This is a genomic window from Parasphingorhabdus sp., assembly GCF_965233695.1.
Classification (GTDB): Bacteria; Pseudomonadota; Alphaproteobacteria; order Sphingomonadales; family Sphingomonadaceae; genus Parasphingorhabdus.
The window spans coordinates 3,549,012-3,562,174 of sequence record NZ_OZ247497.1; the positions used below are offsets into that span (position 1 = coordinate 3,549,012).

Genomic DNA, 13,163 nt, shown 5'->3' on the forward strand with positions numbered 1-13,163 from the left:
CCCGTTAAACGGTACGCAGCATGAACGAAGACTTTGATCGGCTGAGGCTGATTCGATCCGCCAATATTGGCCCGGTAAGCTATGTCCAACTCATCCGTCGTTATGGCACTGCCGCCAAAGCGCTTGAGATGCTGCCTGAATTGGCCGCAAGAGGCGGGGGCAGGGCACCACGCCTCTCTGATCGCTCCAGCATCGAACGGGAAATGGAAAGGACGCGCAAGCTGGGCGCGCAATATCTGTTTCTTGGCGACCCGGATTACCCCTATCTGCTGACAGAACTTGGCAACGCGCCGCCAGCCTTAATCTATCGCGGCAAACTGGCTTTGCTCAGCCATCCAACCGTTGCGATTGTCGGTGCGCGCAATGCCTCCGCCGCCGCTTGCCGGTTTGCCAGGGATCTCGCCAACAGCCTGATGACCGAGCATGTTACGGTTGTTTCCGGCCTGGCGAGAGGAATAGATACGGCCGCTCATCAGGGATCGGTCAACAAATCCGCCGTTGCGGTAATCGCCGGCGGCATCGACATCTGCTATCCACCGGAAAATGAAAAACTACAGAACCAGATAGCGCAAGATGGTCTGCTATTGGCCGAGCAACCACCCGGTACAGAACCCAAAGCCCGCCATTTTCCCTATCGGAACCGGATTATTGCCGGCCTGTCCCAAGGAACAATCATCGTTGAAGCCGCTCCCAGATCAGGCTCTCTGATCACCGCCAGACTGGCCGCAGAGGCCGGACGCCATGTCATGGCTGTACCCGGCTCTCCGCTCGATCCGCGGTCAAGGGGTTGCAACGGACTGATCCGCGAAGGCGCGACGCTGATCCAGTCCGCAGATGACGTTCTGGAACTCATCCGCCATTTTGATGAGCGCGCAGCAGGCGCCAATATACCGCTCGATCTGTTTGAAAACCAAGGTGGTCCCTCGAAATTGCGGGAAATGCCCAATGAAGAAATTGATGACACAGCCAGACAGTTGCTAACCCGGCTGCTCAGCATGACGCCGGTGTCAGTCGATGAGCTTGTCCGGCAATCCGGCTTGTCCGCTGCCTCGGTACAAATGATCCTGCTGGAACTGGAACTCGCCGGCCGATTGGTACGCCACTCGGGAGCCCGCGTAAGTTTGCCCAGTTGAAATCCTATAAAATTAAGCTAAACGGCAATCTCGTCCATCAAGTGCTTGACGAATGTCCAACCTGTGTTCCAGCCTCGCGCGTATACGTGAGACAAATGAAAATCGGAAATTATGCAATTAGTAATCGTTGAGTCACCCGCCAAAGCGAAAACAATCGAAAAATATCTGGGGTCGGATTTCAAGGTATTGGCTTCTTATGGCCATATCCGGGATCTGCCACCCAAAGATGGTTCGGTTGATCCTGATGACGGCTTTGCCATGCTGTGGCAGCCCTATGCGGACAAGACCAAGCAGCTCAAGGCGATTACCGACCTGTCCAAAAAGGCCACGCGCCTCATTCTCGCGACCGACCCTGACCGGGAAGGCGAAGCGATTAGCTGGCATGTGCAGGAAGTTTTGCGGAAAAAGAAAGCGCTCCCTGAAAAGGTCGACCGCGTAACCTTTAACGCGATCACGAAATCTGCGGTCACCGAAGCCATGGCCAATCCGCGGGCGCTGGATGACGATTTGATCGATGCCTATCGTGCGCGCCGCGCGCTGGATTATCTGGTGGGCTTCACATTGTCCCCTGTATTGTGGCGTAAACTGCCCGGTGCCAAATCCGCTGGCCGTGTCCAATCCGTCTCTTTGCGCCTGATCGTTGAGCGTGAGCGCGAAATTGAAGCGTTCAATCCGCAGGAATATTGGTCCGTCACATCACAGATGGAGCAGGGCGGTCAGGCTTTTGAAGCACGGCTCACTATTCATCAGGGCAAAAAGCTTGGCAAGATGGACCTGTCCAACGAAGCCGAGGCCACGGCCGCCAAAACAGCGGTTGAAAACGGCCTGTTCACGATTGAAACGGTCGAAACAAAGCCGCTTACCCGCAACCCGCCACCGCCATTTACGACCTCGACCCTGCAACAGGAAGCAGCCCGTAAACTCGGCTATTCGGCAAGCCACACGATGCGTATCGCGCAGCAGCTTTATGAAGATGGCGGTATTACTTACATGCGTACCGATGGCGTGCAGATGGACGGCAGCGCCATTTCCGCCGCGCGCAAGGCGATATCCGATCGCTATGACGCCAGCTATGTGCCCGACAGTCCCCGCATCTACAAATCCAAGGCCAAAAATGCGCAGGAGGCCCATGAGGCGATCCGGCCCACCAGCTTTACCCGCGACACGATGGGCAGCGGCGATCATGCCAAGCTTTACAGTCTGATCCTGAAACGCGCTATGGCCAGCCAGATGGCCGCCGCGCGACTGGAGCGCACGACCGTTGAAATGCTCGATGGCACGGGTCAAACCGGCCTGCGCGCCACCGGTCAGGTCGTCAAATTCCCGGGCTTTATGGCGCTATACGAAGAAGGCCGCGACGACAGCAAAGACGAAAATGGCGGCTTGCTCCCGGCTATGTCCAAAGGTGATAGTCCGGCCAAGAAGTCCGTCGAAGCCAATCAGCATTTCACGCAACCGCCACCGCGTTACAGCGAAGCGAGCCTGGTCAAGAAGATGGAAGAACTCGGCATTGGCCGTCCTTCCACCTATGCCTCGATCATCAAGACGCTGAAAGACCGTGCCTATGTCCGGACCGAGGGAAATCGTTTCTTTGCAGAGGAAAGCGGGCGGCTTTTAACAGGTTTTCTCGAAAGATTTTTCGAGCGCTATGTCGCTTATGAATATACCGCCGGCCTTGAGGACGAGCTGGATGATGTCAGTGGCGGTCGTGCCGAATGGCAGAAGATTCTCGAAGCCTTCTGGCATGACTTCAAACCAAAAACGGTCGAAGTCATGGAGAAATTGCCGTCAGAAGTAACGGCAGAACTGGACAAGTTTCTCGAACCTTATCTGTTCCCGGAAAAAGAAGACGGCACCGATCCGCGCCTCTGTCCGCGCTGTAACGAAGGCAAACTGGCCCTTCGTGGCGGCCGCTTTGGCGCCTTTGTCGCCTGTTCCAACTATCCTGAATGCAAGTTCACCCGGCGCTTTGCGCAAGGTGGCGGCGCCAATGCCGATGCGGATGAAGGTCCGGAAGATTTGGGTGTTGATCCGGATACAGATGAAAAAGTGACCAAGATGGTTGGCCGCTTTGGTCCCTATGTCCAGCGTGGCGAGGGCAAGGAAGCCAAGCGTTCCTCCATCCCGAAAGATGTGCCGGCAGAAGATTTTGGCCTCGAATGGGCATTGAAACTGCTTTCATTGCCACGCGAAGTTGGTGTGCATCCGGAAACGGGCAAGGAAGTTAACGCGCTGATTGGTCGCTATGGTCCCTATTTGAGTCATGACGGCAAATCGGCACGTCTGGAAAACACGGCGGAAGTCTTTGAAATCGGCATGAACGCCGCCGTTGCCAAGCTCGCCGATGCCGCGAAAAACGGTAAGGGTGGCCGCAGAGGCGCTGAGCCACTCAAGATCATGGGCAAACATCCGCGCACCGAAGAAGAAATCAAGCTGATGGATGGTCGCTATGGCCCCTATGTGACCGATGGTACGACCAATGCGTCACTACCCAAGACAGTGGATAAGGATCAGCTCACGCTCGAAGAAGCAGCACAGCTGATTGATGACCGCGCGGCAAAAGGCCCGGCAAAGAAGCGCAAGAAGAAAGCAGTGCCGAAGAAGAAGGCTGCGGCCAAGAAAAAGCCTGCGGCGAAAAAGAAACCGGCGGCGAAGAAAGCCCCTGCGAAGGCTAAGGCGGAGTAGGGAAGCTCCGGTTTGCTCGAGCTGGGGCTTGAGTCACCGGCAACGCCAGTGTCTGCTTTGGGCGCAAAAGCGGACATTAAACATGGAGCTCAATCTGTTCGGAGGATATCCGTTAGAACACGTATTTGTGTATCCAGAGCCAACGCATATTCCTGATCGGACCAATTTTCCGATAATTGACGGGAGAAAAGCGGATGCACAGGCGCACTCTTTTGATTGGCGGCGGGGCTGTGATTGTCGCAGGTGGCGCTGCAACCGCAATCGGACTTAAGCAAACGGGATCAATGGACGAATATAAGGAAGTTGCAAAACAATTGCGCTTGCCGCTTGCTGTGCAACCAAACGACCGCGAACTGATCCGTTACGCAACACTCGCAGCCAATGGGCACAATACCCAGCCTTGGAAGTTTCGAGTTCGAGGGGGCAGCTTTGAGATTCTGCCGGATTTCACGAGAAGAACGATCGTAGTTGATCCCGACGATCATCATCTCTTCGCCAGCCTTGGCTGTGCTGCCGAAAACCTGATGATTGCATGCACAGCCGCCAATCGCACGAGCGAGCTTCGCTTTGATCCGGCTGAAAACGGAAAAGTTGTGGTCGATACGGTGGCAGGCGGCGAAGAACGCTCACCCTTGTTAGGGGCTATTATCAAAAGGCAATCGACCAGAACAGACTATGATGGCAGATCTGTAAGCACCACCGATTTGGCTTTGCTATCCTCTGCATCGGAAATTCCTGGCGTCGCAACGATTCTGATAACCGACAGAATGCAAATGAACCGCATTCGGGATTTAGTGATCGCCGGGAATAGCTTGCAGATGGAGGACAAGGGATTTGTTGACGAACTGAAGCAGTGGATCCGCTTCAATCCCAATGATGCGATGGAAAAGCGCGATGGTCTGTTTGGGGCGAGCGGTGGAAATCCCGCTTTGCCAAGCTGGCTCGGGCGTGGGATGTTTGATCTGCTATTCCAGAAAAACACGGAGAACGACAAATATGCCCGCCAGATTAACGGTTCTGCTGGCATTGCGGTATTTGTTGGAGAGAAGGATGATCCGGAGCATTGGGTGCAAGCAGGCCGCGCCTGTCAAAGGTTTGCTTTGCAGGCGACCGCTCTGGGATTGAAGCAGGCGTATATAAATCAGCCCGTTGAAGTCTTAAAACTGCGTCCGGAGCTGGCGGCCTTGGTTGGAACGCCGAAGCGGCGCCCCAATATCATCATGCGCTTTGGCTATGGGCCAACAATGCCAATGTCGCTCCGTCGCCCGATTGACGCAGTGTTGGAGGTCTCACAATAAAGAGACAGGCCAATCTAAACTTAAATTTGGCGTCCGCTTCGGAGAGAAAGCCGATGTTCTTGAGCGGTAAGTAGTCGCTTAACCCAACTCAACCCTGCACCCTGATTCAGGCGTAATTTCCTTCGTATAAAAATTGGCTAGCCAATCGGTTATTTGCGGAACAGAAACCCTCTGATGAAATTTGATGCCAATCTCAGAGCCTTTTTGCCAGCGGACGGTGCCGGCAATATCGCCCAGATCTGGCACCACCAGTGTTAGCTGGTTGCCGACTTCACATATATAATCGGCATTGATCCGGATTCCGGCCGGTGAGATATCGCAGATTTCGGCTCTCACCAACGTGGAACCGATCCTGAAAACGATTGCTTGCCGCATATGTACACGCGGCAGCCGGGAGAGTTGATATTTGTTGTGGACCCGCAGGCTGGCGAGCAGCTCGTTGACGTTGATCTCGTTCTTGAATTGCATGCCAACCAGCGCATCCTTGCGCCAACGGATGGTTGCCGTGAGCGCGACATCATCGGTCAGAGCGACCGTTGCCGTTTCCTTCAATTCAAAACTGGGATGTATCTCAATCATGACCCCGCTGCCGGAGATGTTTTTTATGAAACCCCACCCTTCGGCTGTCCCAGACGTGATTTTTGCCAAGCGAAATACGGTCAGCTGACGTTCCTTTTTTCGCCGTTCCTGCGCGCTTTCAGAATTGTCATGATCCAGGGCTTCAACCTTAGCTGATTGAACATTTCCGACCATTTATTTCACCTTGTCCTGGAGAGGAAAAAAAGAGTGCTCAATTGTTGTGCGAGGGCTGTCTGCATCATTGCTATGATGGAGAGTCCGAAACACTCTGTTTATAACGGTTGGCGCTTCGATATCTTAAGGGATTTTCGCAAGTTAAGTCTGCGTTGGTCCGTCAACTCTATCTGGGAGTGACCAAACAAGATGGTGAGGGAACAGCCTGCCCCTGATTTTTAGATAGTATCTGAACCGTCCGGTTACTTGACCCAGTCGAGGCCCATATCCTGATAGAGGCTTTTGTCTTCATCCCAATTCGCACTTACTTTGACATGGAGATAAAGATGCACGGTTTTACCCAAAATTTCGGACAGCTCAGCGCGGGCTCTGGCACCGATTTCCTTGATCTGGTGCCCACCTTTGCCGAGGATGATCGCGCGCTGGGTCGGTTTCTCGACCAGAATTTGCTGGTGAATCTCCAGAGATCCATCTGGACGTTCCTTATATTGCTCCATCGCGATCGCGGTCGCATAAGGCAGCTCGGCATGGAGCTGACGGAAAACCTGTTCCCGCGTAATCTCGGCAGCCAAAAGCCGTTCGCTGGCGTCAGACACCTGGTCTTCCGGGAAGTGCCAAGGCCCTTCCGGCATTGCATCGACCAGATAAGATTTCAGTTCATCCAACCCGTCTCCAGTTTTCGCACTGACAAAAAATGTCTCGTCAAAACCGCACAGGTCATTGAGTTTAGTAACATGCGTCAGCAATTTGTCTTTTGCGGCAATGTCGACCTTGTTCATCACCAGAATGAGTTTTTCCGGGCGATGCTTGATCCGTTCCACAATCGAAGTGACCTTGGGGCCAAGGCCCGCACGCGAATCCACCAGCATGACGATAATATCAGCATCTTCCGCGCCCTCCCAAGCTGCCGAAACCATTGCGCGATCCAACCGGCGTCGCGGCTCGAAGATGCCCGGTGTATCGACAAGCAACAGTTGCGCTTCATTTTCAATCGCAATTCCCAACAATCGGGTCCGCGTCGTTTGTGGTTTGGAACTGGTAATCGCAACCTTCTGGCCTACAAGTGCATTGATCAGCGTAGATTTTCCCGCATTGGGTGCGCCGATCAGCGCCACTACACCACATTTCGGGGAGGTGGATATTTCGGTCATGTAAATTGTTCCAGAAAGAGTTTCGCAGCTTCCGTTTCTGCAGTCTGTTTGGAGGACGCAGAGGCTTCCACTGCTCCGACGTTGTTGATGCTGGCCCGAACTGTAAAACGCAAGTCATGATGAGGGCCCGATTTTTCGACGAGCTCGTAAACCGGCATTTTTCGGTTGTGCGCCGCTGCCCATTCCTGAAGCGCGGATTTGGGATGGCGGATATCCTTTGCCATGCCCGATATCCGGTCACCCCAATATTTGAGAATGAACTGTTTCGCCGCATCAGCACCCTGATCAAGATAAAGCGCTCCTATCAGGGATTCCATGACATCACCAAGCACTTTGCTGCTCTGGCGTGCTCCGTCATCGCGCGCCTGTTTACCGAGCAGCAAATGATGGGAAAAACCGATTTCCTTAGCAATCTCTCCACAGACTTTTCCCGAAACAAGACCATTTAAACGCTGTGATAACTTGCCTTCTGGCTCGTTTGGAAATTGCTCGTAAAGTTGCGTCGCAATGGTTACGCCCAGAACCCGGTCACCGAGAAATTCCAGGCGCTGATAATCTTCATCGCCGAAGCTGCCATGAGTAAAGGCGCGAATATAAAGTTTTTCATCCCGAGGGGCTTTTCCGATCAACCCAGTGATCCAATCCAGAAATGCCGACTTATTCAAAATCCTCTCCAATACGATCCCAACGCGCGGCGGTGAACCATGTCCATGGTTTGACCCACTCTGCCGATCCGTCGGTTGAGAATACCGATACCAACGCCCGACCGACAAGATTTTCCTGCGGCACCATCCCGATAGCCTGACCCTCAACAGCCGGGAAACGGCTATCAGCGCTACGGTCACGGTTGTCACCCATCAGGAACATATGACCATCCGGAACAACAAAGCTCTCAGTATTGTCGCCTACAGAATCTTGTTTGACGTCCAGCACCCGATAGGATCTGCCATTGGGGAGCGTCTCTTCATATTGCGGATAGCGGCAAATCCGCTCGCCGTCTGCATTGGTTGTTTCAAAGTAATTTTCATAGCAGGTGCTATTAGGCGAAACCAGATGCACATAGTCATCGATTTTCTTGCGGCCGACTTCGACGCCGTTGATTGACACAACGCCATCACTTACCCGGATAATATCGCCGGACAAACCGATAACCCGCTTGATATAATCGTCCGAGCCACTCGGCGGTGCCTTGAACACCACGACATCACCGGGTTCCGGCTTGTTCGCTAAAATACGTCCTGGGATGACCGGGACGCTAAACGGCATGCTGTATTTCGAATAGCCATAGGGCCATTTTGCGACCAGCAGATAGTCGCCAACCATCAGGCGCGGTTGCATGGATTCCGACGGGATATTGAATGGAGAGACGATAAAGCTGCGCAAAATAATGACGAAAATCGCCAATTTTACGAGGAATATCATGAAATCAGCGGTTTCTGATCGCTCAGCGGTTTTATCTTTCATCGCGCTCCTTTGCTTATATTGAAGCGCGCGGTCAAGAGACAGTGTTTAACGGCGATAGCTGGTGATTTGACCTTGTTCATCAAAGGGTCGCAGGATAGAGCTAGGATCGGAAACGCGGGGCGAACAGGTCATTGTAATTAACAAGAAAGAATTTGATTTGGATTATTGGAATTTGATTGAAACCCAACCTGTATCGACTCTCACTGCTCTGTTTGAAGCCGATCCCGAACGGGTGAAGAAACTCAGCTTTGAACAATCCGGCATCTATTTTGATTTCTCTAAGACACATATGGATGCAGCCTTGCTTGAAAATTTTCAAAAACTGGCTGAAGATGCAGGCTTATCCACTCAAGTTGACGCACTGATCAGCGGTATTGCCGTCAATATAAGTGAAGGCCGTGCTGCGGAACACACCGCTGAACGGGGGATCGGCGCGGAAACCAGTGTCGAAAATGCCCGCTTGCTGAAAAACCGGATGCAAGGCTTGATTGAAGCGATTGATGACGGGGCGCTCGGTGATATCGAATATATCATTCATCTCGGAATTGGCGGATCGGCATTAGGACCGGAATTGCTACTCGAAGCCCTGAAAATCGGCGACGAAAAATATGAGACGGCTGTCATCTCAAACATTGATGGCTGCGCGCTCGAACCGGTGCTCGAGCGTTTTGACGCGCATAAAACATTGCTGGTGATCGCTTCGAAAAGCTTCACGACCGCGGAAACCTTCCTCAATGCGCGGTCGGTGACAGACTGGATGACAGAGCAGGGCGTCACTGATCCTTTCGGAAAAATCGTCGCACTGACTGCCATGCCGGACAAGGCGGTTGAATGGGGCATCGACGAAAGCCGCGTTTTGCCCTTTTCCGAGACAGTTGGCGGGCGTTATTCGCTTTGGTCTTCCATCGGGTTTAGCGTCGCCTTGACGCTGGGCGTGGATGTTTTCGATGACCTGCTTGCTGGTGGCGCTGAAATGGATCAGCATTTCAAAGAGGCTTCCTTTGATCAGAATATACCGGTCATAGCTGCCTTTTGTGACCAATATTACAGCCAGATCCGCAATTGCGAGACCCGCGCGGTCTTCGCCTATGACGAACGGTTGGGCCTTTTGCCGGATTATCTGCAACAGCTTGAAATGGAAAGTAATGGAAAGTCGGTTTTGGCGGACGGTAAGCCGCTTGATCGCCACAGCAGCCCGATTGTCTGGGGCGGAGTTGGAACCGATGCGCAGCATGCCGTGTTCCAATTGCTCCATCAGGGCACCCATCTTGTACCGGTTGAATTTCTTGCTGTGATTGAACCGGGTCATTCCCTGGCAGCCGAACATCATCACGGCTTGTTGCTCAATTGTTTCGCGCAGGGCGCTGCCCTGATGGCAGGCAAGACATCCGATGACCCTAATCGAAATTATCCGGGCGACAGGCCATCGGTCACTCTATTACTGGACGATCTTGACGGCCGGACCTTGGGCGCGCTGATCGCTTTTTACGAGCATCGCACTTTTGCCAATGCTGTGCTGTTGGGCATTAATCCCTATGACCAGTTTGGTGTGGAGCTGGGCAAGGAAATGGCTAATACGCTTATGGCAGGGGATAGTAACCAAATGGACGCATCGACCGAAACACTAAAAAACCGGGCATTTCCTGCCTGAGTTATCAAGGAAATTAAATGTCGAAATATGATTATGACCTGTTCGTCATCGGTGCAGGATCGGGCGGAACAAGAGCGGCGCGCGTGTCCGCATCTTATGGTGCCAAAGTAGCCGTTGCGGAAGAATATCGCGTTGGTGGCACCTGTGTCATTCGTGGATGTGTCCCGAAAAAAATGCTGGTTTACGGCTCTCATTTTTCCGAAGATTTGGAAGATGGCAAGAATTTTGGCTGGACTTGGGAAAATGCGAAATTCGACTGGACCAAGTTGCGTGATCATATTCTTTCCGACGTCGACCGGCTTAACTCCGCTTACACCCAGACGCTGAACAACCATGATGTTGAAATCATCCTAGAGCGTGCTGAGATTGCTGGCCCGCATGAAGTGAAGCTGGCCAGCGGCAAGACTGTCACAGCCAAATATATACTGGTTGCTGTAGGTGCATGGCCTGATGTGGCAGAATTTCCAGGCAGCGAACATATGCTGACATCCAACGAAATGTTCCATTTGGATAAACTTCCCGAAACCGTGATCATCTCGGGCGGAGGCTATATCGCCAATGAATTTGCCGGTATTTTCAATGGTCTGGGCAGCGAAGTATTTGTGGTCAATCGGTCAGACGTGATCTTGCGCGGCTATGATGAAAGCTTGCGCGACCGGTTGCTGCAAATCGCCATGACCAAGGGCATTAATTACAAATTTAACTGCACCTTCGATAAGATTGAAAAACGCGAAGATGGGGCGCTGGATGTCTATATGGACGGCAAGCCGGCAATGCGGGCTGATGTTGTGCTTGCGGCGACAGGTCGGCGTCCCAAGATTGAAGGCCTTGGTCTTGAAAATGCAGGCATCGAAACGAACGACAAAGGTGCCATCAAAGTTGATGAATATAGCCGGACCAATGTCGATAGCATTTACGCCGTGGGTGATGTGACGGACCGCGTCCAACTGACCCCTGTGGCTATTCGTGAAGGGCAGGCTTTTGCCGAAACGGTGTTTAACGATACGCCCAAGACAGTCGATTATAGCTGCATTCCATCGGCGGTATTTTCTCAACCGCCTATTGCTTCTGTTGGCCTGACCGAGGGCGAGGCGCGGACGCAATATGGCAATATCAAAGTCTATTCGTCCGATTTCCGGGCGATGCGCAACGCCTTTGCTGACCGTCCAGAACGCAGTCTTTATAAAATGATTGTCGAGGCCACGAGCGAGAAGATTCTTGGCCTTCATATGATCGGTCCGGATGCGCCGGAGATTCTTCAAGCCGCGGCAGTTGCGGTCAAGGCGGGTTTGACCAAGCAGGCGTTTGATGACACCGTCGCGTTGCACCCTAGCATGTCCGAAGAATTGGTATTGATGAAATAGGGTGACGCTACGGCATGGGCCGTTTCAAAAGTAACTTAATCGATCGATTAATTTGATATTGACGATTGCCTAACCGGCTGTGCATTGACTAGGGCATATCACACCTAGTGATTCACAGTCGGGGGATGAATGTCAGACATTATCGCACAATTGGAAGCCAAGCGCGCAGAGGCGATGCTCGGCGGCGGACAAAAACGGATTGATAGCCAGCATGCCAAAGGCAAGCTGACCGCACGCGAACGGATTGAGATACTTCTTGACGAAGGGTCTTTTGAAGAAATCGACATGTATGTCGAACATAATTGTGTCGATTTCGGCATGGAGGAAACCAAAATTGCGGGCGACGGTGTTGTTACCGGCTCCGGTACGATTAATGGCCGTTTGATTTTTGTTTTCTCTCAGGATTTCACTGTCTTCGGCGGCTCGCTCAGCGAACGCCATGCAGAGAAAATCTGTAAGATACTGGAAAACGCCATGAAAGTCGGCGCCCCGGTCATTGGTATTAATGACAGCGGCGGAGCGCGTATCCAGGAAGGCGTCGCATCGCTTGGCGGATATGCCGATGTGTTTCAGCGAAATGTGCTGGCCAGCGGGGTTGTTCCGCAGCTCAGCCTGATCATGGGTCCTTGTGCCGGCGGAGCGGTCTACTCACCGGCGATGACAGACTTTATCTTCATGGTGAAGGATAGCAGTTACATGTTCGTGACTGGGCCGGATGTTGTGAAGACGGTCACCAACGAGATTGTAACCCAGGAAGAATTGGGCGGGGCCGTAACCCACACCACCAAGACCAGCGTCGCCGATGTTGCTTATGAAAATGACATCGAAGCCCTGCTTGCGGCACGTGATTTCATCGATTATATGCCGCTGAGCAATCGGGAAGAAGTGCCCGAGCGACCAACTGCCGATCCATGGGACCGATTGGAAGACAGTCTCGATACACTGGTTCCCGCTAACGCGAACCAGCCTTATGACATGCATGAGGTCATTCAAAAGATGTTGGATGAAGGCGAGTTTTTTGAAATTCAGCCAGCCCATGCCGGCAATATCATCTGCGGTTTTGGCCGGATGGAAGGCTCTACCGTTGGCGTGGTCGCCAATCAGCCGATGGTTCTCGCAGGCTGCCTTGACATTAATGCATCGAAGAAAGCGGCACGCTTTGTCCGCTATTGCGATGCGTTCTCTATTCCGATTGTGACTCTGGTCGATGTCCCCGGCTTTTTGCCCGGCACATCGCAAGAGCATAATGGCATTATCAAACATGGCGCAAAGCTGCTCTTCGCCTATGCCGAGGCAACGGTGCCGAAGATCACGATCATCACCCGCAAAGCCTATGGTGGTGCCTATGACGTCATGGCGTCAAAACATCTGCGTGGCGACTTGAACTATGCTTGGCCGACCGCTGAAATCGCGGTCATGGGCGCCAAGGGGGCAGTCGAGATCATCTTCCGCGGCAAGACTGAAGAGGAAATTGCCGAGAAAACCAAGGAATATGAAGACCGCTTCGCCAATCCGTTTATCGCGGCACAAAAGGGCTTTGTGGATGAGGTAATCATGCCGCATTCGACAAGGAGACGCGTGGCACTGGGATTGCGGAAGCTGCGCAACAAGCAGCTCGAAAATCCGTGGAAAAAGCATGACAATATTCCGTTGTAAAGGGTAGC

At 52.8% G+C, this 13,163-nt stretch carries 10 protein-coding genes; 6 read left to right on the plus strand and 4 right to left on the minus strand.

What is annotated here, in order from left to right:
- Positions 1-20: 20 nt before the first annotated feature.
- From dprA to ACO6S1_RS17035, 3 genes are all read left to right on the plus strand, one after another.
- Complete coding sequence (gene dprA, locus ACO6S1_RS17025; RefSeq protein WP_422343748.1) at positions 21-1,133, plus strand: DNA-processing protein DprA; 1,113 nt, start codon at positions 21-23, stop codon at positions 1,131-1,133.
- A 111-nt stretch (positions 1,134-1,244) separates the two neighbouring features.
- Positions 1,245-3,818, plus strand: coding sequence for a type I DNA topoisomerase (topA, locus tag ACO6S1_RS17030; RefSeq protein ID WP_422343749.1), 2,574 nt, complete (start codon positions 1,245-1,247; stop codon positions 3,816-3,818).
- 194 nt (positions 3,819-4,012) lie between these two features.
- Entirely contained in the window at positions 4,013-5,116 is a 1,104-nt protein-coding gene (locus ACO6S1_RS17035) for an Acg family FMN-binding oxidoreductase (protein ID WP_422343750.1), read from the plus strand.
- A 78-nt stretch (positions 5,117-5,194) separates the two neighbouring features.
- On the opposite strand, the gene ACO6S1_RS17040 is transcribed toward ACO6S1_RS17035, so the two are convergent.
- From ACO6S1_RS17040 to lepB, 4 genes are all read right to left on the minus strand, one after another.
- Entirely contained in the window at positions 5,195-5,869 is a 675-nt protein-coding gene (locus ACO6S1_RS17040) for a PilZ domain-containing protein (RefSeq protein WP_422343751.1), read from the minus strand.
- A gap of 242 nt (positions 5,870-6,111) precedes the next feature.
- Entirely contained in the window at positions 6,112-7,020 is a 909-nt protein-coding gene (gene era, locus ACO6S1_RS17045) for a GTPase Era (protein ID WP_422343752.1), read from the minus strand.
- On the minus strand, positions 7,017-7,685 hold the full coding sequence (gene rnc / locus ACO6S1_RS17050) for a ribonuclease III (RefSeq protein ID WP_422343753.1): 669 nt from the start codon (positions 7,683-7,685) through the stop codon (positions 7,017-7,019). The genes era and rnc overlap by 4 nt, the downstream gene beginning before the upstream one ends.
- On the minus strand, positions 7,678-8,484 hold the full coding sequence (gene lepB, locus ACO6S1_RS17055; protein ID WP_422343754.1) for a signal peptidase I: 807 nt from the start codon (positions 8,482-8,484) through the stop codon (positions 7,678-7,680). The genes rnc and lepB overlap by 8 nt, the downstream gene beginning before the upstream one ends.
- 172 nt (positions 8,485-8,656) lie before the next feature.
- On the opposite strand from lepB, the gene pgi reads away from it, so the two are divergent.
- The 3 genes from pgi (at position 8,657) to ACO6S1_RS17070 (ending at position 13,155) form a co-directional block, all read left to right on the plus strand.
- Positions 8,657-10,135, plus strand: a complete 1,479-nt coding sequence (pgi, locus tag ACO6S1_RS17060) for a glucose-6-phosphate isomerase (protein WP_422343755.1) — start codon at positions 8,657-8,659, stop codon at positions 10,133-10,135.
- A gap of 17 nt (positions 10,136-10,152) precedes the next feature.
- Positions 10,153-11,499, plus strand: a complete 1,347-nt coding sequence (gene gorA / locus ACO6S1_RS17065; RefSeq protein WP_422343756.1) for a glutathione-disulfide reductase — start codon at positions 10,153-10,155, stop codon at positions 11,497-11,499.
- Between the two features lie 129 nt (positions 11,500-11,628).
- Positions 11,629-13,155 carry an acyl-CoA carboxylase subunit beta gene (locus ACO6S1_RS17070; RefSeq protein WP_422343757.1) on the plus strand — a complete coding sequence of 509 codons (1,527 nt, stop codon included), beginning with the start codon at positions 11,629-11,631 and terminating at the stop codon, positions 13,153-13,155.
- Positions 13,156-13,163: the final 8 nt, after the last annotated feature.

Bases quoted from the DNA above. Each gene is read 5' to 3' on its own strand.
- dprA (WP_422343748.1), top strand. From the start codon at position 21: ATGAACGAAGACTTTGATCGGCTGAGGCTGATTCGATCCGCCAATATT.
- topA (WP_422343749.1), top strand. From the start codon at position 1,245: ATGCAATTAGTAATCGTTGAGTCACCCGCCAAAGCGAAAACAATCGAA.
- ACO6S1_RS17035 (WP_422343750.1), top strand. From the start codon at position 4,013: ATGCACAGGCGCACTCTTTTGATTGGCGGCGGGGCTGTGATTGTCGCA.
- ACO6S1_RS17070 (WP_422343757.1), top strand. From the start codon at position 11,629: ATGTCAGACATTATCGCACAATTGGAAGCCAAGCGCGCAGAGGCGATG.
- era (WP_422343752.1), bottom strand. From the start codon at position 7,020: ATGACCGAAATATCCACCTCCCCGAAATGTGGTGTAGTGGCGCTGATC.
- gorA (WP_422343756.1), top strand. From the start codon at position 10,153: ATGTCGAAATATGATTATGACCTGTTCGTCATCGGTGCAGGATCGGGC.
- ACO6S1_RS17040 (WP_422343751.1), bottom strand. From the start codon at position 5,869: ATGGTCGGAAATGTTCAATCAGCTAAGGTTGAAGCCCTGGATCATGAC.
- lepB (WP_422343754.1), bottom strand. From the start codon at position 8,484: ATGAAAGATAAAACCGCTGAGCGATCAGAAACCGCTGATTTCATGATA.